The sequence below is a fragment of the Acinetobacter sp. 22301 genome (genome assembly GCF_052045285.1).
GTDB lineage: Bacteria > Pseudomonadota > Gammaproteobacteria > Pseudomonadales > Moraxellaceae > Acinetobacter > Acinetobacter pittii.
Map to the genome: position 1 here is coordinate 24,257 of NZ_JBQEOR010000011.1, position 23,581 is coordinate 47,837.

At 39.1% G+C, this 23,581-nt stretch carries 21 protein-coding genes; 10 read left to right on the plus strand and 11 right to left on the minus strand.

Features of this window, described 5'->3' with window-relative positions; genetic code table 11:
- Positions 1-91: 91 nt before the first annotated feature.
- The 4 genes from ACTJJH_RS14990 to ACTJJH_RS15005 form a co-directional block, all read right to left on the minus strand.
- Entirely contained in the window at positions 92-409 is a 318-nt protein-coding gene (locus ACTJJH_RS14990; protein ID WP_002121533.1) for a hypothetical protein, read from the minus strand.
- A 122-nt stretch (positions 410-531) separates the two neighbouring features.
- A complete protein-coding gene (locus ACTJJH_RS14995; RefSeq protein ID WP_002121613.1) occupies positions 532-1,851 on the minus strand; it encodes an adenylosuccinate synthase in 1,320 nt (439 codons plus the stop codon).
- A gap of 63 nt (positions 1,852-1,914) precedes the next feature.
- Positions 1,915-3,081, minus strand: a complete 1,167-nt coding sequence (locus ACTJJH_RS15000) for an ATP phosphoribosyltransferase regulatory subunit (protein WP_014206187.1) — start codon at positions 3,079-3,081, stop codon at positions 1,915-1,917.
- 311 nt (positions 3,082-3,392) lie between these two features.
- The gene (locus tag ACTJJH_RS15005) at positions 3,393-4,412 is read right to left on the minus strand and encodes a type I glyceraldehyde-3-phosphate dehydrogenase (RefSeq protein ID WP_440601360.1); all 1,020 of its coding nucleotides are present in this window, start codon (positions 4,410-4,412) and stop codon (positions 3,393-3,395) included.
- Positions 4,413-4,681: 269 nt separating this feature from the next.
- On the opposite strand from ACTJJH_RS15005, the gene alaS reads away from it, so the two are divergent.
- The 3 genes from alaS to csrA all read left to right on the plus strand — a co-directional run bounded on the left by alaS (position 4,682) and on the right by csrA (position 9,165).
- On the plus strand, positions 4,682-7,318 hold the full coding sequence (alaS, locus tag ACTJJH_RS15010) for an alanine--tRNA ligase (RefSeq protein ID WP_440601379.1): 2,637 nt from the start codon (positions 4,682-4,684) through the stop codon (positions 7,316-7,318).
- 65 nt (positions 7,319-7,383) lie between these two features.
- The gene (locus ACTJJH_RS15015; protein ID WP_002115333.1) at positions 7,384-8,664 is read left to right on the plus strand and encodes an aspartate kinase; all 1,281 of its coding nucleotides are present in this window, start codon (positions 7,384-7,386) and stop codon (positions 8,662-8,664) included.
- A gap of 246 nt (positions 8,665-8,910) precedes the next feature.
- Complete coding sequence (csrA, locus tag ACTJJH_RS15020) at positions 8,911-9,165, plus strand: carbon storage regulator CsrA (protein WP_000906487.1); 255 nt, start codon at positions 8,911-8,913, stop codon at positions 9,163-9,165.
- A gap of 67 nt (positions 9,166-9,232) precedes the next feature.
- On the opposite strand, the gene rnhB is transcribed toward csrA, so the two are convergent.
- Together rnhB and ACTJJH_RS15030 are read right to left on the minus strand one after the other, a co-directional pair.
- A complete protein-coding gene (gene rnhB / locus ACTJJH_RS15025) occupies positions 9,233-9,799 on the minus strand; it encodes a ribonuclease HII (RefSeq protein WP_320124734.1) in 567 nt (188 codons plus the stop codon).
- A 70-nt stretch (positions 9,800-9,869) separates the two neighbouring features.
- Positions 9,870-10,259: a hypothetical protein gene (locus ACTJJH_RS15030; RefSeq protein ID WP_005076998.1), complete on the minus strand. Its 390-nt coding sequence runs from the start codon at positions 10,257-10,259 to the stop codon at positions 9,870-9,872.
- A 240-nt stretch (positions 10,260-10,499) separates the two neighbouring features.
- On the opposite strand from ACTJJH_RS15030, the gene ACTJJH_RS15035 reads away from it, so the two are divergent.
- A complete protein-coding gene (locus tag ACTJJH_RS15035; protein ID WP_005076999.1) occupies positions 10,500-11,057 on the plus strand; it encodes a cytochrome b in 558 nt (185 codons plus the stop codon).
- 44 nt (positions 11,058-11,101) lie between these two features.
- Here the strand turns inward: ACTJJH_RS15035 and ACTJJH_RS15040 are convergent, their stop codons facing one another.
- The 3 genes from ACTJJH_RS15040 to ACTJJH_RS15050 form a co-directional block, all read right to left on the minus strand.
- Entirely contained in the window at positions 11,102-12,100 is a 999-nt protein-coding gene (locus tag ACTJJH_RS15040; RefSeq protein ID WP_017403116.1) for an adenosine deaminase, read from the minus strand.
- A gap of 116 nt (positions 12,101-12,216) precedes the next feature.
- Positions 12,217-13,536, minus strand: coding sequence for an NCS2 family permease (locus ACTJJH_RS15045; protein ID WP_416715159.1), 1,320 nt, complete (start codon positions 13,534-13,536; stop codon positions 12,217-12,219).
- 322 nt (positions 13,537-13,858) lie between these two features.
- A complete protein-coding gene (locus tag ACTJJH_RS15050; protein WP_002163179.1) occupies positions 13,859-14,086 on the minus strand; it encodes a hypothetical protein in 228 nt (75 codons plus the stop codon).
- 604 nt (positions 14,087-14,690) lie between these two features.
- Here ACTJJH_RS15050 and ACTJJH_RS15055 point away from each other — a divergent pair.
- Positions 14,691-15,413, plus strand: coding sequence for a pirin family protein (locus ACTJJH_RS15055; RefSeq protein WP_014206180.1), 723 nt, complete (start codon positions 14,691-14,693; stop codon positions 15,411-15,413).
- 77 nt (positions 15,414-15,490) lie between these two features.
- On the opposite strand, the gene ACTJJH_RS15060 is transcribed toward ACTJJH_RS15055, so the two are convergent.
- Complete coding sequence (locus tag ACTJJH_RS15060; RefSeq protein WP_002163161.1) at positions 15,491-16,111, minus strand: TetR/AcrR family transcriptional regulator; 621 nt, start codon at positions 16,109-16,111, stop codon at positions 15,491-15,493.
- A 526-nt stretch (positions 16,112-16,637) separates the two neighbouring features.
- On the opposite strand from ACTJJH_RS15060, the gene ACTJJH_RS15065 reads away from it, so the two are divergent.
- From ACTJJH_RS15065 to ACTJJH_RS15080, 4 genes are all read left to right on the plus strand, one after another.
- Positions 16,638-17,597, plus strand: a complete 960-nt coding sequence (locus tag ACTJJH_RS15065; protein ID WP_005070390.1) for a metal-dependent hydrolase — start codon at positions 16,638-16,640, stop codon at positions 17,595-17,597.
- Positions 17,598-17,662: 65 nt separating this feature from the next.
- Positions 17,663-18,496: an SDR family NAD(P)-dependent oxidoreductase gene (locus ACTJJH_RS15070; protein WP_017386375.1), complete on the plus strand. Its 834-nt coding sequence runs from the start codon at positions 17,663-17,665 to the stop codon at positions 18,494-18,496.
- 22 nt (positions 18,497-18,518) lie between these two features.
- Entirely contained in the window at positions 18,519-20,042 is a 1,524-nt protein-coding gene (locus tag ACTJJH_RS15075; RefSeq protein ID WP_440601361.1) for a flavin-containing monooxygenase, read from the plus strand.
- A gap of 113 nt (positions 20,043-20,155) precedes the next feature.
- Entirely contained in the window at positions 20,156-21,034 is an 879-nt protein-coding gene (locus ACTJJH_RS15080; RefSeq protein ID WP_014206177.1) for a class I SAM-dependent methyltransferase, read from the plus strand.
- A gap of 56 nt (positions 21,035-21,090) precedes the next feature.
- Here ACTJJH_RS15080 and ACTJJH_RS15085 read toward each other — a convergent pair whose 3' ends face one another.
- Positions 21,091-22,011: a LysR family transcriptional regulator gene (locus tag ACTJJH_RS15085; protein ID WP_086394504.1), complete on the minus strand. Its 921-nt coding sequence runs from the start codon at positions 22,009-22,011 to the stop codon at positions 21,091-21,093.
- Between the two features lie 237 nt (positions 22,012-22,248).
- Between ACTJJH_RS15085 and ACTJJH_RS15090 the strand changes: the two genes are divergently transcribed.
- Entirely contained in the window at positions 22,249-23,547 is a 1,299-nt protein-coding gene (locus ACTJJH_RS15090; RefSeq protein WP_202745520.1) for an MFS transporter, read from the plus strand.
- The last annotated feature ends 34 nt before the right edge of the window (positions 23,548-23,581 follow it).

A 23,581-nucleotide genomic window follows, 5' to 3' on the forward strand; every position in this document is an offset into this window, starting at 1 on the left:
AAAGCTGTTTATTCTTTTGCACTTATTATAAGAAATACCACTCATGCTTTGAATGTCTCATTTCTCCATGATCATAGTATTTATGTAACGATCAAGTAGATAAAGTCATCAAATAAATCCAGAAAATTAAACAGATTACATTTAAACCCAGATAAACATGACTTAAGGTTTTAACTTTCTCTTCAAGATTAGGACTTTCCCTTTTCCAGAGTAAATAACTATTTTGTATGAGTACAACAGGAATTAACACACATGCGAACAAAACCGACAAGCTCATAAAAGCTGTCATAAAGAAATCTTCATGATATTCCTGTCCATAAATAACCAACATCGCCAGCGTGGGTGAACCACCAATAGCAAATAAAAAAGAATAAAAAATTGTTTTTGAAATAGTTGGTTGCAGCTTCATCCTGAGCCCATCCTTCCTTATCTATATATAATGTTTTAATCTGAATCTAATAAAACGAAAACTGCACTTTAGTCGGGTATAAAAAAAGCCCCCTTTCAGGAGGCCTTTTTAATCTTTGCTAATTAAGCAGAGAATGGATGACGTAAAACAATTGTTTCTGCACGATCTGGACCAGTTGAAACGATATCAATCGGACATTCGATTAATTGTTCAATACGCTTAACATAAGCCAAAGCATTTGCTGGTAATTGATCGATACTAGTTAAACCAACAGTCGACTCGCTCCAACCAGGCATAGTTTCATAGATTGGCTTCAAGCATTCAAAAGAAACCGCATCTGAAGAACCTACACAACCTGAATCTGTATTTTCATAACCTACACAGATTTTTACTTCTTCCAAACCATCTAAAACGTCAAGTTTAGTTAAGCAAATACCTGAAAGTGAGTTTACATCTACAGAACGGCGAAGAATTTCAGCATCAAACCAACCACAACGACGTTGACGGCCAGTAGAAGCACCAAATTCATGACCAACTGTACCAAGGTGTTTACCAATTGGGTCACCAGAATCAGCAGCGGCATCGTAAACCAATTCAGTTGGGAATGGACCAGCACCTACACGTGTTGTATAAGCCTTAGTAATACCTAATACATAATCTAGATGTAAAGGTCCCATACCTGAACCAGAGCTTACGCCACCAGCAGTTGTATTTGAACTTGTAACATACGGATAAGTACCGTGATCGATGTCTAGAAGTGAGCCTTGAGCTCCTTCAAACATTACAGCCTTACCTTCTTTGCGATAGTCATGCAACACTTTAGTAACGTCAATCACTAATGGAGCAAGCACTTCACGCCATTGGTTGCAAAGAGCCAATACATCTTCAAATTTAACAGCTTCTACACCGTAGAACTGAGTTAATTGGAAGTTATGTAACTCAAGCATTTCTTGAAGTTTTTCTTCTAACGCTGCACCACCACGAACAAGGTCAGCAACACGCACTGCACGGCGAGCCACTTTATCTTCGTATGCAGGACCAATACCACGACCTGTAGTACCGATTTTAGCATTACCACGTTTCTTCTCACGTGCCTGATCAAGTGCAATGTGGTTAGGCAAAATGAGTGGACAGTTTGGAGAAATACGTAGACGTTCTTTAACAGGAACACCTTCTGCTTCCAAAATTCCCATTTCTTCAATTAACGCGGCTGGTGACAGTACTACACCATTACCAATTAAGCACAATACGTTTTCACGTAAAATGCCTGATGGAATGAGGTGCAATACAGTCTTTTTACCACCTACGACAAGAGTATGACCTGCGTTATGTCCGCCTTGATAACGTACTACCGCAGCCGCCTGATCTGTGAGCAGGTCGACGATTTTACCTTTACCTTCGTCGCCCCATTGGGTACCAAGTACCACAACATTTTTGCCCATAATAGCCTCATTACATCATGCTGTTAAAATTGGAAACCACCAGTAAAAATTTACCGTTGGCGATTAAATCTTTTCAATATTCCATTGTCCATTTTGCGACACAAGTTGATGGGTCGCATATGGAATAGAACTTAAATCATCATTACCTAACAATTGAACTACACGTAAACCTTGAGCACGTGCATTCGAAATTGCTGAGAGTAAATCCTGTTCTGAGCCTTTTGGAGCAACAACAGTTTCGATTTCGGCGAACTGATTTGCACCTAAGGCATATAAATCACAACTAAAGCCAGTAGCAGGACGTGCGCGGCCAAAGTGCTCACCAATACCATCATAACGACCACCCTGTGCTAAAGGCGCAGCACGATTCGGTGCATAGACCGCATACATTAAGCCAGTGTGATAGTGATAACTACGTAGCTCTACAACATCAATACCGATATTGAGATTTGGCCAACGGCCTTTAATTTGCGCAAGTGTCGTTTTAAGTGCATCTAATGCTGATTTAAACTCAGCATCTTGTAAGATGTTTGCACTTAAATTCGCCTGCAATGCTTCTAGATCACTAGAATAGCGGCCAAGTGCATAGAAATCAGAACCCATATTGAGGTTTTGAGTAAATTCAGCTAACTCTGGTAACGCTTTTCTTTGATAAAGATCTGAAAGCTCATGCTCTTCATTTTTTGACAGTCCAGCACATTTTACTAAACTGCGGAACAACCCTACATGACCCAAATCTAAATGCGCGCCTTGTAAAGTATAGATGTTCTCGATCAACCCCAGCATAACATCGACCATTTCGACATCAGCTTCGATACTGTCATGCCCGTATAACTCTGCACCTAATTGTAGAGGTGCACGTGTGGCATTGAAATTTTGTGGTTTAGTATGTAATACAGTCCCTGAATAACAGTAACGTGCAACGCCTTCAACTGGTCTTACATGTGCATCGATACGTGCAACTTGCGGCGTCATATCAGCACGAACACCGAGTAAACGGCCTGAGAGCTGATCAATGACCTTAAAAGTTACTAAATCTAAGTCTTGATTTGATTCTGATAATGAAGACAACGATTCGATGTATTCGATAAATGGTGTATATACCAATTGATAACCTCGTACCGCGAGGAAATCTAAAGCTTCACGGCGAAGTTTTTCAATGACTTGCGCCTGTTCCGGCAATACATCTGCTACCCCGTCAGGCAGCAACCATGTCTCTGAAATGGTCATATTTCAAGCCTAAAATCTGATCAACGTGGAACGACCCCACATAAAAAAATCGGGAACACACCCGATTTCTCTTAGTGTAGCATGATACTTTGTGCCATGCACCTGACAATTTGCATAAATCTTTCTTAATAAACTCTAAAGTCAAAAAGAAGATTTCATGAATTAATAATAATATTCAATACCTTATTCTCATTCACTCATATCATAGACAAAAGTTCTTCGACCAAAGAATGGGCCAATATCTGAGCTATCCCCTTGTTGCCAATTAACCAGATTTAATCTTTGAATAGCTTTCTTAAGGTATTTTAAATTTAGAAAGAATCACACAAATCTAATAATCGGTTTGCATAGCCCCATTCATTATCGTACCAAGCGAATACTTTAGCTTGATGCCCTACAACCATAGTTTGAGTTAAATCAACAATGAGTGAATAAGGTGAATGATTGAAATCACTCGAAACTAATGGCTCATCTGTTACCGCCATAATTTCTGCATAGTCTGTTTGAGATGCTTTAATTAGTATTTCATTAATGTGATGCACAGTAATTGGAGATTGCGCGATAAAAGTTAAGTCAATTGCCGCCACATTAATAGTTGGTACACGAATTGAATAACCATCAATACGGTCTTCCATTTTAGGCATAACACGCTTTAATGCGCCGAGTGCACTAGATGTGGTCGGGATAATATTTTGCCCTGAAGCTCTAGCACGACGTAAATCACGATGTGCGTGGTCAAGAACAGATTGATCTGCTGTCACTGCATGAATTTCTGTCATAAGCGCAGTTTCAATACCGAAAGCATCATCAATGATTTTGACTAATGGAACTAAAGCCTGCGTAGTACATGAAACGCTTGATATGATCTGATCAGTCATTTTGACTTCATTATGGTTCACACCATAAACAATGGCTGCGTCAACATGATCAAAAGGTGCCGCCCCAATAATGACCCGCTTCGCCCCTGCTTGTAGATGACGTGTCGCATCCGCATGAGAACGGAACAGTCCTGTACACTCAAGTACCACATCAATATCTAAACTAGACCATGGTAAAAGTTCAGGTTGTTTCTGCTTTAAAACCTCAACTTTTAGCGTTCGTTGATTTGACTGAATATTCAAAAAAACTTTTTCATTTTCAATGAATATATCTACATTTCCATTGAAGCGGCCGTGCGTAGAATCATATTTAAATAAATGCACTAATGTCTGGACATCTGCTATATCGTTAATCGCCACGATTTCAAAATGAAATTGTTTTGGGCTTTCGAACCAGGCGCGTAAAACATTACGTCCAATCCGACCAAACCCATTAATGGCGATACGTTGCATGACCTATCCTTATCAACAAAACTACAAACTAAAGAAGGCATATAGTAAAGCACGTCAAGGCCAATTGAATATAGATTTTTAGCCAAATCACAGTTTTGTAAGATATTCCTTTTAAAATCGTTGGTTCGGTGGGGTTTTTCCGCTACAATTTAGCGTTTTTAAAAAATAAGCCCCGTATCACATGCAAGGTTTGGCATAAAACAAACAGGCATTGATACATTTAGCCAAATTCGAAAATATGGAGTGACTTGGTTGTGAGTACTCGTTTAATGACATCTGCTGAAATTCGTGAAGCATTTTTGCGCTACTTTGAAACGCAAGGGCATACACGTGTCGCGTCGAGTTCTCTTGTTCCTGCCAACGACCCAACTTTATTATTTACAAATGCTGGGATGAACCAGTTTAAAGACTGCTTTTTAGGTCTTGAGAAACGTGACTATGTGCGTGCAACTACATCTCAAAAATGTGTACGCGCTGGCGGTAAACACAATGACTTAGACAACGTTGGCTACACTGCACGTCACCATACATTCTTCGAAATGTTAGGTAATTTCTCATTCGGTGATTATTTCAAACGTGATGCGCTTAAATTCGCATGGGAATTTTTAACCAGCGAACAATGGCTTGCTTTACCAAAAGATAAACTTTATGCCACGGTTTACCACACCGATGACGAAGCTTACGACATCTGGAACAAAGAAATCGGTTTAACACCAGAACGTATTATCCGTATTGGTGATAATAAAGGCGAAAAATACGCATCTGATAACTTCTGGGCAATGGGTGATACTGGCCCATGTGGTCCATGTTCTGAAATTTTCTTTGATCATGGTGATCACATTTGGGGTGGTTTACCGGGCTCACCTGAAGAAGACGGTGACCGTTTCATTGAAATCTGGAACAACGTTTTCATGCAGTTTAACCGTACTGCTGATGGCGTGCTTCATCCTCTTCCTGCTCCATCTGTTGATACAGGTATGGGCTTAGAGCGTATCTCTGCTGTATTGCAACATGTTAATTCAAACTACGACATTGACCTGTTCCAACACCTATTAAAAGCTGCTGCCAACATTATCGGTATTGAAGACCAAGGTCAGCCTTCTTTACGTGTTGTTGCAGACCATGCGCGTTCATGCTGTTTCCTCATTGCTGATGGTGTAAACCCAAGTAATGAAGGTCGCGGTTATGTACTTCGCCGTATTATCCGCCGCGCTGTGCGTCACGGTAATAAACTTGGTGCAACTGGTACGTTCTTCTACAAAATGTTGCAACCTTTAATTGAAGTTATGGGTGATGCATATCCAGAGCTTGCAGCTCGTAAAGATGTGATTGAAGCAACTTTAATTCGTGAAGAAGAACAGTTTGCTAAAACACTTGAGCAAGGCTTAAAACTACTTGAAGGTGAGCTTGCTCAATTAAAAGATAAGACGATTCCTGGTGCCACTGTATTTAAACTTTACGACACTTACGGCTTCCCGACAGACTTAACTGCTGATATTGCACGTGAACGTGACTTTATTATTGATGAAGCTGGTTTTGAAGTAGAAATGGCAGCACAGCGTCAACGTGCTCGTGATGCTGGTAAGTTTGCAGTCGACTACAACAACATTGTAAAAGTTGAAGGCGAAACTCAGTTTGATGGTTACATCAACACCACTGGTCAAGGTCAAATTGTAGCGATCTATAAAGATGGCGTACAAGTTGACGAAGTTTCTGAAGGTGATGAAGCTCTTATCGTTTTAAACCAAACTCCTTTCTATGCTGAAAGTGGTGGTCAGATTGGTGATACTGGTATCTTCAAAAATGAAACTGGTATTTTTGAAGTTCAAGATACTAAAAAGTCAGGCGGTGCCTTTGTTCACCAAGGTATTGTGACCGTTGGTAGCCTTAAAGCAGATCAAAATGTTGAAGCGATTGTTAAAGCAGATATTCGTGAAGCAACTGCACGTAACCACTCTGCAACTCACTTATTACATGCTGCCCTTCGTCAAATCTTAGGCTCACATGTACAACAAAAAGGTTCTCTAGTTGCAAGCGATATCTTACGTTTCGACTTTGCTAATGACCAACCTGTAACTTTTGAACAGTTACAACAAGTTGAACGTTTAGTGAATGCAGAGATTATTGCAAATAGTGCTGTAACAACCGAACTTCTTGATATCGAGGCTGCAAAAGCTAAAGGTGCCATGATGTTGTTCGGTGAAAAATATGGTGATGAAGTACGTGTACTTTCTATGGGTTCAATTATTGATGAGAAAAACTTCTCAATTGAACTTTGTGGTGGTATTCACGTTAAGCGTACAGGTGATATTGGTTTATTCAAAATCACTTCTGAAGGTGGTGTAGCTGCCGGTGTACGTCGTATTGAAGCTGTTACAGGTACTAAAGCGTTAGATGTAGTACAAAAAACTGATGCTGATATCCAGCACATTAATGGCTTATTAAAAGCACAGAAAGACCAAACTGTTGAGCGTGTACAAGCCAATGTTGAATTGGTTTCTGCATTACAAAAGCAGATTGAACAGCTCAATCAGAAATTGGCAAACTTCCAAGCGTCAGAATTGATTGATCAGGTACAAACCATTGCTGGTCGTCAAACGCTTATTACCACTGTTCAAGGTGTAGATGCAAAATCACTTCGCAACTTACACGACAGTGTTAAATCGAAATTAGAGAATGCAGTTATTGTGTTAGCTGGTGTAGAGGGTGACAAAGTTAGCCTACTTGCTTCAGTTGCATCACAATACACTACAACTCTAAAAGCAGGTGACATCATCAAACATCTAGCAACCGAGTTAGGTGGTAAAGGTGGTGGTAAACCTGACTTAGCACAAGGTGGCGCGCCACTTAACGAGAAGTTTGGACAAGTTATCGCAGCATTACCTGCATGGCTTGAACAAAAATAAGACTTCACTTTTTGTGTAACTGACCCTGAAAAGCCTCTCAGGGTCATGGCTTATATGGAACAACTATGGCATTAATCGTTCAAAAATATGGCGGTACTTCTATGGGTACCCCCGAGCGCATTTTAAATGTTGCTCGTCGTGTGAAGCGTTGGCATGATCACGGTCACAAGGTTGTTGTGGTCGTATCTGCAATGAGTGGTGAAACAAACCGCTTACTTGCTCTCGCTAAAGCCATTACCGAAACACCTGACCCACGTGAGTTAGACCAAATGGTTTCAACCGGTGAACAGGTGACGATTTCCATGTTAGCTATGGCACTTAATTCGATTGGTGTGGAAGCTAAATCCTATACCGGACGTCAAGTCGGTATTAAAACTGACAGTGCATTTACCAAGGCGCGTATCGAGTCTATTGATACAGATGTCATGACCAATGACCTAGATGCAGGCCGTGTTATTGTGGTTGCTGGTTTCCAAGGCTTTGATGCTAATGGAAATACCACAACACTAGGTCGAGGTGGTTCAGATACTTCTGGTGTTGCTCTTGCTGCTGCTTTAAAAGCTGACGAATGCCAGATTTACACTGATGTAGATGGTGTTTACACCACTGACCCTCGCGTTGCTCCTAAAGCCAAAAAAATCGACCGTATTTCTTTTGAAGAAATGCTAGAAATGGCATCATTAGGTTCTAAAGTTTTACAAATTCGCTCAGTAGAGTTTGCCGGGAAATATCAAGTTCCTTTACGTGTATTATCAAGCTTTGATAATGACGACGACGGCGTTTTTGACGACGAATTTAAAGAAAATGTTGGTACACTCATTACTACTGAGGCAGAAGATACTATGGAACAGCCAATTATTGCAGGTATTGCTTTTAACCGTGACGAAGCAAAATTAACGATTTTAGGTGTACCTGATGAACCAGGCATTGCTTCTAAAATCTTATCACCAGTAAGTGATGCCAATATCGAAGTCGATATGATAGTGCAAAATGTTGAAGAAGATGGCACTACAGATTTCACTTTCACAGTAAACCGTGTTGATTTAGCGAAAGCTGAAAAAATCTTAAACGAAACTGCTAAAAATATTGGCGCACGTGAAGTTTCAACACGTGATGACATCGTTAAAGTGTCTATCGTTGGTGTTGGTATGCGTTCACACGCAGGTGTAGCGAGCAAAATGTTCACTGCCCTTGCTGATGAAGGTATCAACATTCTTATGATTTCAACTTCTGAAATTAAAGTTTCTGTGATTATCGACGAGAAATATCTTGAACTTGCTGTTCGCTGCTTACATACCGCTTTTGGTTTAGATCGTGAACATGGTGAAAGCAGCGCCCGCGCTTAATTTTACCAACCGGTCAAGAATTCATTAAAAAATGTTTACTTGTCCGACAATAATCAAAGAAAACACAGAGCCGCTATAGTTTTTTTTATAGCGGCTCTGTTATATTAAACGGAAAGTTTTTTGGCAGAGATTATCAAAATATGACTTTGTTCTCATATTTCTGTTAGAATCTGACTGAAAACTGAGGTTGAGCTTTTTATTTGGGTACCAATATTGCAGTTTTAAGCGTTTAGCAAGGAGATAAACATGCTGATTCTGACCCGCCGTGTCGGGGAAACATTAATGATTGGGGATCAAGTCAGTGTTACTGTGCTTGGCGTCAAAGGAAACCAGGTTCGTATTGGTGTGAATGCACCAAAAGAGGTTTCTGTTCATCGCGAAGAAATTTATCAACGTATTCAACATGAACGTGCAATGCATGAACACCTTCAACATCTTGATCAAGATTATCAAGTTTCTTATGAAGATGATAATTATGCACAGAAAAACTTCAATCGTTAGTATGAAGTTGTTCTCTCCCTAATTAAAGCGACTTTATAGTCGCTTTAAATTTTTTAAGTGGTTGTATTTATAGACCTAAAGCACGTTTAACAGGTGCGTAACTACGACGATGCTGATCAATCACGCCATGCACGGCAATCGCTTCAAAATGCGCTTTGGTAGGATATCCTTTATGTTTGGCAAAACCAAATAACGGATATTGCTGATCTAATTCTGCCATTTGTCGATCTCGTGTCACTTTTGCCAAGATACTTGCTGCACTAATTTCAGCATGGCTTGCATCTCCACCAACAACGGCTTCACAAGGAATAATGATTCCTTTAGGAATTTGATTACCATCAACGATCACTTTTTGAGGTTGAGTTTTCAAGCCCTCAACAGCGCGCTGCATAGCCAAAAAAGTCGCCTGTAAAATATTTAGTTCGTCAATTTCAGCATGAGTTGCTTCAGCAATTGACCAAGCTAAGGCTTTTTCTTGTATTTCAATAAACAACTTTTCACGTTTCTTTTCAGTTAATTTTTTAGAATCATTTAATCCTAAAATTGGATTATTCGGATCTAAAATCACAGCTGCTGCCACAACCGAACCTACTAAAGGTCCCCGTCCCGCCTCATCTACACCAGCAATAAACATCAACTCACTACCTTTAAACAAAAGAGGCTGATCAATAGTAATCAGCCTTCTTTAACACATAATTTATTAATTACTTTTGTAAAGCTTCTGCCACACAAGCATTTACAGTTTTAGAAACCACTTGGTTTACGATTGTAGCACGTGTATTTACATCAAGTGCAGCTGCAGCTAATTCTACTGCTGTCACACTGTTTGGAGCCTTTTCGCTCACACAACCACAAACATTGGTTTGGATGCTATCACGTTGCTCAGCAGTCATATATTTTGTTGCTGTTTTCCAAGCTGCGACATTATTAATCTCTGTAATACATTTCGCATTTACAGCAACCTTTAACGCAGCAACTCCCAATTGTTGAGTTGTGGTTTGTGCAGAAGCAGCACCTGTACCAGTGCCTGTAGTTGTTGCACATGCTGTTAAAGCTAAAACAACTGGTGCTAGAGCGAGCATCAATTTTTTCATCATTTTTTCCTTTGATTGAACGTTGGCAGCGCGTATTGTGCCTAAACTCAACTTTAGAAGAAACAAATAATTTGATGCATTTATGCAAACTATTTTGCCGACCAAAACTCAGCTCATCAAATGCTTTTTTATGCAGTAAAACATTCTGTTTTTAGCACGCTCTGTCACATTTAAAACATTTCTCAAAATCTGCGCTTTCCCCTAAAATCACAAATCAAAACGACAAAAAAAGGGTCTTTTATGCCTGCTGCTTCCTCTCAGTATTACACCCGTACCGCACAAATTCTGCATTGGGTGATGGCAATCATTTTCATCGTCGCATGGGTTATTGGCTTTTATAGTGGAAATTTTTTAAGCTATGACGTTGATGGCAGCTTTAAAGGTGATGTGATTACGTTGCACAAGAACATTGCAACCACCATTATCTTTTTAGTAATTATCCGGATTTTATGGCGCTATACACATCCAGCTCCAAAACTACCTGACACCATGTCACCGATGATGAAAACTCTGGCACACGTGGGTCATCTATTCCTTTATGTAATTTTAGTGGCTTTACCTGTCACTGGTTGCTTGTTTAGTTGGAGTGCTGGTCACCCTGCCCCTGTTTTATATTTATTTGAAATTCCGCGTTTAGTGCAAGATAACCCAGAGCTTTTAGCTGTTGTTAAACCATTACATATTTATATTTCTTGGTTTGCAGGTTTTCTTATTGTTGGGCATGTACTTGCAGCTTTAAAACATCACTTTATTGATAAAGACAATATTTTAAATAGTATGACTAAACAGCCTAAATAAACCTGATGTATAAAAAAACCGCCTATCACAGGCGGTTTTTTTATTTAGATTTTTTGGATTTCTGCAATCCACTTTTGTTTCTCTTCATCTGAAATGAAAGAAGCTTCAAAAGAATTAATTGCGAGTTGTTTCAACTCATCATTGTTTAAGTCTAATGCTTGCTGAATGGCAAAGAAATTATCATTCATATATCCACCAAAATATGAAGGATCATCTGAGTTAACCGTCACATGTACGCCTTTTTGTAAAAGACGGCGGATATTGTGATCTTTCATATCCTTAACAACACATAGCTTTAAGTTACTTAAAGGACAAACCGTTAATGGCATTTTTTCATTAATTAAACGCGTCATTAATTGTTCGTCTTCTTCAGAACGCACACCATGATCAATACGATTCACTTTAAGTAGATCTAAAGCTTCCCATACATATTCAGGTGGACCTTCTTCACCAGCATGAGCCACGATTAAGAAGCCTTCTTCACGCGCCTTAGCAAACACACGTTCAAATTTAGCTGGTGGATGCCCTACTTCACTTGAATCAAGGCCTACAGCAATAATATCTTGCTTAAACGGCAGCGCTTGTTCAAGCGTTTCAAATGCAGCTTCTTCACTTAAATGACGTAAGAAACACATAATCAGTTGAGAGCTGATACCAAACTTAGCTTTGGCATCTGCACACGCACGCTTTAAACCATTAATCACAGTTGAGAACGCAACACCACGGTCTGTGTGGGTTTGCGGATCAAAGAACATTTCTGTGTGAACGACATGATCTTCGGCACATTTCTCAAAATAAGCCCATGCTAAATCATAGAAGTCTTGTTCATGTACAAGAACATTCGCGCCAGCATAGTAAATATCTAAGAATGATTGAAGATTATGAAAGTTATAAGCTTGCTTTACTTCTTCAACAGATTTGTAAGGAATCTGAATCTGATTGCGCTGGGCAATTGCAAACATTAATTCAGGTTCGAAAGTCCCTTCAATATGCACATGCAATTCGGCTTTTGGTAAGGCGCGAATCAGCTCGACTTGATTCATATTAACTCCACGTCTAAAGAAAAAAGGGTGTGGTCAAAATCACACCCTTTTATAATTTTCTTCTTATTGAAAACTATGTCTAAGATAGCTCAAGAAGAAAATTATAAAAAATCATATTAACCGCCAAACACGATAAATTTAAATACCCAAAGCGCAGCAATAATCCATACCATGTACGGTACAGTTTTTGCCTTACCCGTGAATAATTTAACTAATGCATAGCTAATAAAGCCCATTGCAATACCATCAGCAATTGAATAGGTGAATGGCATAAATACAATGGTTAAAAATGCTGGAACAGCTTCAGTAATATCATCCCAATCAATGTGAGTGATTCCTTGGATCATCAACACACCAATGAACAATAAAGCTGGCGCCGTTGCAAAACCTGGTACAGATTGAGCAAGAGGTGCTAAAAATAAACAGCAGATAAATAAGATTGCAACCACAACAGCAGTTAAACCAGTACGTCCGCCTGCTGCTACACCTGAAGCTGATTCGATATATGGTGTAGTTGAAGATGTACCTAATGCGGCACCTGCAACGATGGCAGTAGAGTCTGCAAATAATGCTTTCTTCAAACGAGGTAATTTACCGTCTTGTAAAAGACCTGCACGGTGTGAAACACCAACCAAAGTACCTGTACTGTCAAACAAGTCGACAATAAAGAATACGAAAATGACGCCGACCATACTTGCTGTAAATAGACCTTCAAAGTCCATTTGCATGAATGTTGGTGCAATTGAAGGAATTTGACCCACTACACCCTTAAATTCATTTAAACCTAAAGCAGTAGCGATGGCCGTAACAACTAAAATACTAATAATGATTGCGCCACGAACTTTTAATTGGTGTAAAACCACAATCATTAAAAATCCGAATAGCGCTAATAATACTGTAGGCTGTTTGATATCGCCCAAACCGACTAATGTCGCTTGGTTATCAACAATGATTCCAGCATTTTTTAGTGCAATCAGTGCTAGGAACAAACCAATACCACCGCCGATTGCAAACTTAAGTGACATTGGAATCGCATTAACAATCGCTTCACGAATTTTAAAGAAGCTGATTGCAAGAAAGACAAGGCCTGAAACAAAAACAGCGGCTAAAGCTGTTTGCCATGGCACGCCCATTCCCATACAAACCGAGTAGGTAAAGTAAGCGTTTAAACCCATACCAGGGGCCAGTGCGATTGGATAATTAGCAATGATCCCCATTACTAAACATCCGATTGCTGCTGCCAAACAGGTTGCAACGAATACGGCACCATGATCCATGCCGGTTTCAGATAAAATGAGTGGATTGACAATAATGATGTAACACATCGTTAAGAATGTAGTTACACCAGCAAGAACTTCAGTTCGGAAAGTGGTTTTATTGTCGCTTAGCTTAAATAAACGCTCTAACCAGCCTGCCGAAGAATTGGGCGCCGCCATAAGTAGCCTCTATGCAAAATCTGAACTGTGGAATATTTACGTCTATGTAGGTCGCTGAACAATATTGTTTTTCTGTTCAGTCCTATAAACAAGAATCTCAAATTTAAGAAGCAACAAATATGCCACTCATTTGATTTCTAGCTTTATACATAGCAAACAACCACAGCCCCTCTTGAAACACAAAAAAGCTGCATAACCCCTATGCAGCTTTTTTACTATACGTTCAATAAGTTTAACAGATTCAACAGAAACATGATCAAAATTTATGAAAAGATATGACCAATGACACTGTAAAAAGTTAGAAATTTATAGCTCGTTATTGCTAGAAAATAATTTTTTTCTCGCCTATATATTGTTGCATATGAAAAGAAGCTAAATTGCTGTGATGAGCATGATTCGGATTTCGTTCGATACTTTGCAGGTTTTTTTCAGCTTCTTGTATGATCTGCATTAGCTCTTGATGTCTTTTATTTTGAGTATCTAAATAAGCCCAATACCCTAATACAAAGACGATACCCACACACAACACTATTAATACTTTATTGATCATTATTATTATCTCTATGTTTTTAATGTTAATGATCTTAACAAAAAATTATAGCTTTGTGAATATTTTCACATTTATTTACAATAACACACTCTTATTCAAATTATTGAAAATAAAAGTTATTTTAAAAATATCATTAAAAAACCTACTAAATACTAAACTTTTCCATTGAAAAGTAATTTTATTTAATAAGAGCTTATTTTAGTTATTTTTAATATTATCTTTTTATCGGTTTTAACTCTTAAGTTATTTTAAAGATAGAGCATAGACAAATGTGTATATGGCTTGAAATTTGTTTTTCTTTGCTAAGCTTTAAATGAGATAAAAAGGAGCTATTTTCGTTAATGTACTTTTCTTTAAAATTGTTTCTTTAGCGACTAATTTCTATGTTGCATGTTTAGCATGGAAAGTAAAAATTCATCTCAAAGAAATCTTCATCTTATTTAAAAATATTTTTCTCCTTTAACTCTATTGGTTGACTAGCAAAATTACGTCCAAGTTTCATCGTTCTATAAATCGCACCAAGCTTTCTATTTTCATAGCTTCATTCCAATAAACGCTACGATAAACTGTATTCAGATAAAAAATTAAATCAGGAGAATACATCATGTTTGATATGCGTTTATCTCACGAGCGTGGTGCAGCACATCATGGTTGGTTACAATCAAAACATAGCTTTTCATTTGCTAACTATTGGGATCCTAAACAAGTTGGTTTTTCGGATCTGCTTGTAATTAACGATGATAACGTTGCTCCATCTAAAGGCTTTGGTACTCACCCTCACCGTAATATGGAAATTATTTCCTATGTACTTGAAGGTGCATTAGAGCATAAAGACTCGATGGGTACAGGCTCTGTGATTGTGCCGGGTGACATTCAGCTGATGAGTGCAGGTCGTGGCGTTGCTCATAGTGAATTTAACCACTCAGCTCAAGAAGGCGTTCATTTCTTGCAAATTTGGGTTGTTCCAAATGAAGTGAATACAGAGCCAGGCTATCAACAAGTTCATATTGATGAAGCAGACAAACGCGGTAAATTGCATTTGATCATCTCACCAAAAGGTGGCGAGAAAACTTTATCGATCAAACAAGACATTAATATTTACTCAGGTCTTTTTGATGGTGAAGAAACTGCTGACTTTGTGATTCCTGATGGTCGTTATGTGTACCTACATGTTGCTAAAGGTCGTGTTGATGTAAATGGTAAAACCTTTAACACTGGCGATGCTGCACGTATTCGTGAAGGTGGAAGCTTATCGTTTACCAATGGTGATAACGCCGAAATTTTGATTTTCGATATGCGTCCTGAAGAAGTTCCAACCATGCCATAAAATCAATTAAGCCCTCACATAAACTTTATGTGAGGGCTTTTTATCGTTACTTGGACTTATAAAAATTCTAACTCTGCTCAATGCTCTTCTGAACGCGCCATCTCTGTGTTGATATAACTCATGATCATAGTGGTTAGCCCCTGTACCATTTCATCAAAACTAATATAAGGGTTTGGCAAAATAAGATGCCGTGCGACATTAAAAATTCCACTATTGATACAGATATATGTAATTACGGGTAAATTATTAATTTTTAGGTATTTGGGATTATGCATCATATATTTCATGATGACTTCCATTAAAGCCTGTTCAATTTTGGGAATGTATTTATCGTACTGCAATTCCCCTGCATAGCGCAAAACAGTCAAATAGCGGTCATTATTTTTCTTTAATAAATCACTAAAAGTATAAAAAATCATTTCAATGACAGGCTCTAACTCCAACTGTAAAATCGTCGGTGTAAGCTCTGTAATCATGTCCAGAATTTCCCGAACAAAAAAGTGATTCATCGCATCATAAATTTCTTCTTTATTTTTAAAATATTCGTATAAAGACCCGACACTCACTCCTGCAATTTCTGCAATATGACGTGTCGTGGTTCCACTCGGTCCATGAAGTGCCACCGCAATAAAACCTGCTTCAATAATCGTGTCGACAGTGACTTTGGCTCGAGTTTGACGAGGTTTACGCGTAGTCATACGATCTAATCAATAATCCGAACATAAAGTCAGATTAGCATGTAATCTAACTCGGTAGAAATAAAAAAACAAAATCCGAATAGTTGTCAAACTTAATCAGAAAAACTGAGAAAAACAGATCTCAACTTATCAATCAATCGATGCTTTTATTTACTATTTTCCGAGATCAGGAATAAATTTAATTTGTTATATTTCAAAAATATAAATCAAATTTATTTAAAATTATTATTACAAAGAATGTCTATAAAATACTTTTATATATTTAAAAATTTACCCGAATTGAATCCGAACATAATGTCAGATTAATATGAAAAAATTAAAGAAGACTCTTTAAGCAGCTCTTTTGTCTGCCTCGGTTCTTCTTCCGTTATTCAGCCAAATAATCAAACAAATAACGGAGCAACAACACCGTAGTCAATGCAGAGAATCATCTGTTTTTGAAAATGGAATTTTACAGTGCTTTGTTGATCATTGAGTTTATTGATTTTCATCAAAATGCACCACTACTTTGCTTCAGGGTGTCGCCATGATCTCGACCGCAGTTAAAAAATCATTCAACAAACTTAAATTTCAGCGTGAAATTGAGCTACCAGATTTTGCTAGCAAAAGCTCAATTCCAATCAGACATTTAAATATTGGTTTTGATGGTAAAGAAATTGATGTCAGATTCTATATGGACAATCAATTTGCTACTTTGTTTTTTGCCACACTCTCAGTGTTTTTAACTTATGGCGAAGATCTGGTGATTGAAACCGCTCGCCATCACCGTGAATTTATCAAAGATCCAATATTAAAGCAGCGAGTAACGTCGTTGATTGGCCAAGAAGCAATTCATTCAAAATTGCACAATGAATATAACGATGCCCTTCAAGATGCTGAATATCCTGTTGCACTATATCGTTTTCTTGGCTCAAACTTCTTTAAGTATGTTTTCTTAAAGTTTCCACAGCCACTCAAATTATCAATGATGGCAGGTATTGAGCATTTTACTGCGGTACTTGCTGAATACATGATGAAGCATGAAAAGAACTTCTATTATTCAGATGATGAAAAAAGCCGTGCATTGTGGATGTGGCATATGCTTGAAGAATCTGAACATAAAGATATCGCCTACGATGTCTATCAACTTTTAAATGGTAGCTATGCACTACGCGCGTCTGGTTTCTTCCTCGCGTTATTTACAATCTTAGGTTTAATTCCTGCAACTACATTATTTGTGCCTGTGTTAAGAAAGCCACAAGAGATGCTGACTTTGAAATTCTGGAAAGATGCTCGTCGTGGTGTCGGCTTAATCTTTGGTCCAAAAGACGGAGTTTTCGGCAGTACGATTGGTCAAATTCTTGACTACTTACGCCCAGACTTTCATCCAAATGATCATGATACAACTGAATATCTTGAGTATTACAAAAAGAAATTGCTGACCGAAGGCGGCGCAATTGCTCCTTACTTTGTTAAAGAATTTACCCCACCAGTACGCATGTCTTAATCGTCCTGCATTTCCAGCTATCAAAGAGGTAGCTGGTATCTCTTCAAGCTATTTATGGATGAATCATGATTTTATTTGGCAAAAAGAAAGTTAAACCAAGCCAAAAAGCTTATGCCGTAGTGACGGGTGCAGGCAGTGGGATTGGTCGAAGTTTTGCAATTGAACTTGCGAAACGTGGTGGCAGCGTAGTGTGTGCAGATATTAATCTCGAAGCTGCTGAAGAAACAGTAAAACTTCTTGAACAAGAAGGTGCAAAAGCTTTTGCTATGCGCTGTGATGTGGGTAATGCTGAACAGGTTAACCATCTCGCTGAAACTGCTGAAATCTTGCTTGGGCACCCTGTAACTCTTGTCATTAATAATGCTGGTGTGGGTTTGGGTGGTAAATTTGACGAACTCAGCCTAGAAGACTGGAACTGGGTCATGAATATTAACCTATGGGGAGTTATTCATGGTTGTCACGCATTTGTTCCCAAGTTTAAAAAGTTAGGTTACGGCGCGATTATTAATGTGGCATCTGCGGCATCTTACACGGCTGCACCAGAAATGACTGCTTATAACGTGACTAAAGCAGGTGTGCGTGCGCTTTCAGAAACGCTTTCTGCCGAACTGCGTAAGTTTAACATTAAGGTGAACGTGCTCTGCCCGACGCTAGTACCTACCAATATCATTAAAAATGGTCGAATTCCCGGACGCTATTCAAAGCTGGCAGACCATGCACTGATGAACTATGCGCTGACCACAAGTGATGATGTTGCAAGATTAACCCTTAATCGCCTTGATCAGGATGAGATGTATACCATTCCTCAAATTGATGCGAAGTTATTCTGGCTAATGAAACGTGCATCCCCAAGCTTGTATACCAAGTTCCTTGGTACATCGTACAAATTATTTAAATAAGAAATTTATAGGTAGTACACATATGACTGCGCAAATGAAAACAAATGCATCAGCAAAAAAAGCTGTCAAATCACCAAGCCATATTTTCGATACTTTTATTGTGGGTGCGGGCATTTCAGGGATCGCTGCTGCCATTCGCCTAGATCAAGTTGGTTATACCAATTATAAAATTATTGAAAAAGCTAGCCGCGTGGGTGGAACATGGCGTGAGAACACCTATCCGGGTTGTGGTTGCGATGTACCTTCTGCTCTTTATTCTTACTCATTTGCACCAAGTGCAAAATGGAGCCATTTATTTGCACGCCAACCAGAAATCTTAAGTTATCTGGAAGATGTGAGTAACGAGTTTAATGTTACCTCTAAAATCGAATTTAATAATGAATTGCTGAATGCCGCGTGGGATGATTCACGTCATGTGTGGGTACTTGACACCACCACTGGTCAATATTTATCTAAAACCGTTATTTTTGCCACAGGTCCAATTACCGAAGCTCAAATTCCATGTCTTGAAGGCTTAGAAACATTTAAAGGCGAAATGTTCCATTCAGCGAAATGGAACCATGATTATAATTTGACAGGTAAACGCATTGCCGTGATTGGTACTGGTGCATCTGCTATTCAGTTTGTGCCACAAATTCAACCAAAAGCGAAAGAACTTTTTGTATTCCAACGTACAGCACCTTGGGTATTACCAAAACCAGATACAGACTTGGGCGAGTTTAGTAAATCAGTCATTGCTAAATATCCGGCTATTCAGGCGAGCTGGCGTAAAAGTGTAGCGTTAACACTGAATGCAATTAACTTTGGTTTACGTAACCCTCTTGCGCTAAAACCAGTAAATGTATTGGGTAAGCAATTACTTAAATTGCAAATTAATGACCCAGTGCTACGTAAAAACGTAACGCCGAACTTTGACATTGGTTGTAAACGTATTTTATTCGCTAACAATTATTATCCAGCACTACAAGCACCAAACACAACCCTGATCCCTCATGGTTTAGTGAAAGTTGAAGGCAATACGGTGGTTGCTGCGAATGGTGAACGCCACGAAGTTGATGTGATTATTTGGGGTACAGGCTTTGAAGTATCTCATCCACCAATTGGTAAACGTGTCCACAATGAAAAAGGTCAATGTTTACAAGATATTTGGAAAGATAGTTCACCAGAGGCTTATTTAGGAACCAACATTGAAAATGTACCAAATGCATTTTTAATTTTAGGACCTAACGTACTGGTTTATGATTCTTTCATTGGTTTAGCAGAGGCACAGCTCGACTATATCGTAGATGGCTTATTGAAAATTAAAAACAAAGGAATTAGCAAGTTAAATGTTAAATCTGATGTGATTAAAAAGCATAATGATTTAGTACAAAAGCACTTACAAACAACGGTATTTAATAGCGGCGGATGTAAGAGTTATTATCTTGATGCCAACGGTCGTAACTTTGCTGCATGGCCTTGGTCATTGAAAAAACTTAAACAACGTTTGAAAAAAGTAGATTTGAAAGATTATGAAGTGACGTATCAAACGACAAAAACTCACTAATTTGTATTTTCGATCAAATCAGTTGTAAGAAATAGGCAGTGTATTTTAGTTTTTCATGAAATACACTGCCTTCTTCGTTGAATATCTTCAAGAAATAAAAAAACAGGATAAAGATGAAAGAAGGACAATCAAGCCGTACTGCTGAAGCCGCTGCTGCATTACGGGCCAATCATTTTCAAAATACACAGAACCCTGTATTTTCAGATCCTTATGCTTTTGAACTAACCAGTAAAGGCTGGAAAAAACTTCTCTCTAGTTCACTGATTATTAAAGTGATGAATTCTGCGGTTTTAAACCGTACTTTAGGTCTACTTACTGGACAAGTGGTCGGTCGCTCTCGCTATGCCGAAGATTTACTTGCTCAGGCAGTTCAACAAAATACTCAACAATATGTATTAGTGGGTGCTGGCCTAGACTCTTTTGCACTACGTGAATCGCACCATTACCCTACTTTGAAAATTTTTGAAGTTGATCATCCTGATACTCAAGCGGCCAAACAAGCCAAGCTAAAAAAGTTAGGAAATATTCCTACTACCGTTGAGTTTGTCGCGATTAACTTTGAAAAAGAGTCTATTTCGGAAGCTCTGATCAGAAGTCTCTATGATCAATCTGCTCCTGCATTTTTTTCATGGTTAGGCACAACGCACTATTTAAACCCCGAAACCACGCTGCAAACTTTAAAAAGTATTGCTGAATTTGCCGCAAACGGTAGCGAAGTGGTACTCGACTATTCGACCGATTTTCAGGAATTAAACGGTATTGAGCGACTTGGAAGTATAGGCGTTGCACAATTTACCCATTTGCTGAAAGAGCCTTTACTAGGTCAATTTAAACCAATAGATTTACATCAGGCCGTGGAGCAGATGGGATTTGAAGTAGTCGAAGACTTATCAGGTGAAGCCATTACTGAACGATATTTTAATGCACGGACCGATGAAATTCGCCACACCTCAGCAACACGGTTATTGCATTTGCGTTTAAATAGAAACTAATGTTAAAGCCAACTTAAACTTTAAGTTGGCTTTTTTAATTGAGGTTAATACCATCGTTACCAGCTTGAACGCGGCTTTGGCCCATCGACATGCTGATTTAAAAATTGGCGTAAATGATCTAGAAAATGCGCGACTTTAGGTGACAGATTCAGTCTCTCTAAATACACCGCATAGACATCTGCTGGTGGTGTCTCATAATCTTCAAGCACTTGAACTAATCTACCACTTCTTAAATATTTTGCTACGTCCCACTCTGCTCGCATCAAAATACCGTAGCCTTCTAAAGCCCAATTTAATGCGACTGCACCATCATTGGTACTCAGTTGCCCATGAACTTTAACAGTTTCAACTTGTTTGCCATGACTTAACCGCCAATTACCATAAGCTGAATCATTTTGCCGAATCACAATACACTGATGCTGTGTTAAATCATGGGGAGTAAGCGGTTGGCCTGCTGTTTTTAAATAGCTAGGTGAGGCACATAATAAACGGCGGTTGGCTACCAATTTTTTTGCAATTAGACGTGAATCAGGTATTTCGCCAAAGCGGATTGAGACATCAATGGCTTCATCTGGCAGATTAATCGGGCGGTCTGTTAAATGCAGTTGGACATCGACATCAGGATAGATTTTGGAAAATGTAGAAATCGCTGGCGCAATATAAGAACGACCAAAGCCTAAAGGTGCATTCACACGCAGTACCCCTTTGGGTGCTGCCCGACTACTTGAAACCAAACGCTCCATTTCATCAATCTCTTTTAAAATACGAACCGCATTTTCAAAGTAGACCTCACCTTCACTGGTTAAACTAATTCGCCGTGTTGTTCTATTTAAAAGTCTTACGCCTAAACGCTCTTCAAGTTGAGTTAAACGTCTAGAAACCGCAGGTGGAGTCAAGTTTAACTCTCGTGCCGTCGCGACAAGACTTCCTTGTTTAACCAATAAACAAAAGAAAGCTAATTCCGTATCTGCATTCATGATTATTAAGTTTTTTGCAATAGTGATTTAACTTTATATCGATTCATCAGTTTTTTAAAGGGTTTAACATCCATTTCAATGTTTCCCGACATAAGCCATCTCTTGTTTAAGAGCATAACAATGTCCGCAGAAGGAATGCTGCGGATGAACGGGAAAAGCCATCTAGCCGAATCAATAGCGGTAAAGAAAGCGAAAACTACCAATCAGGATTGGTAGTCATGAATATGGAGTCATGACATGGAAATGGATATTGAAAAGCGAACGTTGCGTCGAATTACTTGGAGAATCGTACCGTTTATTATGTTGTTATACCTTATAGCCTATATCGACCGCGTCAATATTGGTTTTGCCGCACTCACCATGAAAGAAGATCTAGGCTTTACCGCCTCAGTTCTCGGGTTTGGTGCCGGAATTTTCTTTTTGGGTTATTTCTTATTTGAAGTTCCATCCAACATTATTTTGCATAAAGTCGGTGCCCGTATCTGGATTGCTCGAGTCATGGTGACTTGGGGTCTGATTGCAGCAGGAATGGCATTTGTAGAAAGTTCAACCAGCTTTTACGTTATGCGATTTTTACTCGGTGTTGCCGAAGCAGGTTTCTTTCCGGGCATTATTTTGTACTTAACTTACTGGTTTCCTGCACGACATCGCGCTGGTGTGATTGCTTTATTTATGGCAGCCGCCCCAATTGCCACAGCAGTTGGTTCACCAATCTCTGCCGCGTTACTTGAAATGCATGGAATTTGGGGACTCGCTGGCTGGCAATGGATGTTCATTATTGAAGCAATACCAGCACTCATCTTAGGCGTTGTGGTTTTTAAATATATGACTGACCGCCCTGAACAAGCCACTTGGTTAAAACAGGATGAACGCGAATGGCTTGTAAAAACGATGAAAGAAGAAGATGTCGGGAAAAATGCACCTCAGCATCACAGCATTCTTCGCGGTCTTGCCAACCCACGAGTACTTGCCCTTGCATTGATTTATTTCGGAACGTCAGCTGGGCTTTATACCCTCGGTATCTGGGCACCACAAATTATTAAACAGCTTGGGGTAACGTCTATGACTGTCGGGCTTTTAAATGCCATTCCACCAATCGTTTCTGTCATTGCCATGGTTTTATGGTCTCGACACTCTGACCGCACCAATGAACGTACATGGCATGTTGCTCTTGCATGTTTAACCGCAGCAGTTGGTCTCGCAATTGCAGCAGGCACACACAACGTCATTGGATTAATTGCCGCACTTACCATTGTGAATGTCGGTATTAGTTGTGCCAAGCCACCGCTATGGAGCATGCCAACCATGTTCTTGTCAGGATCAGCCGCAGCAGCAGGCATCGCCACGATTAACTCAATTGGGAATTTAGGTGGTTTTGCAGGCCCTGCCATGATCGGCTGGATTAAAGATCAAACTGGGGATTTTACAGGTGGGCTCTATTTTGTTGCGGGCTTACTGATTATCTCGACCTTACTAACACTAGTGCTGAGCTTCTCCCAAAAAGTGAAAGTAAACGCTGCCAAAGCAACCCAATAACCCTATTTACACCAATTAGATCTGAACAAGTTTC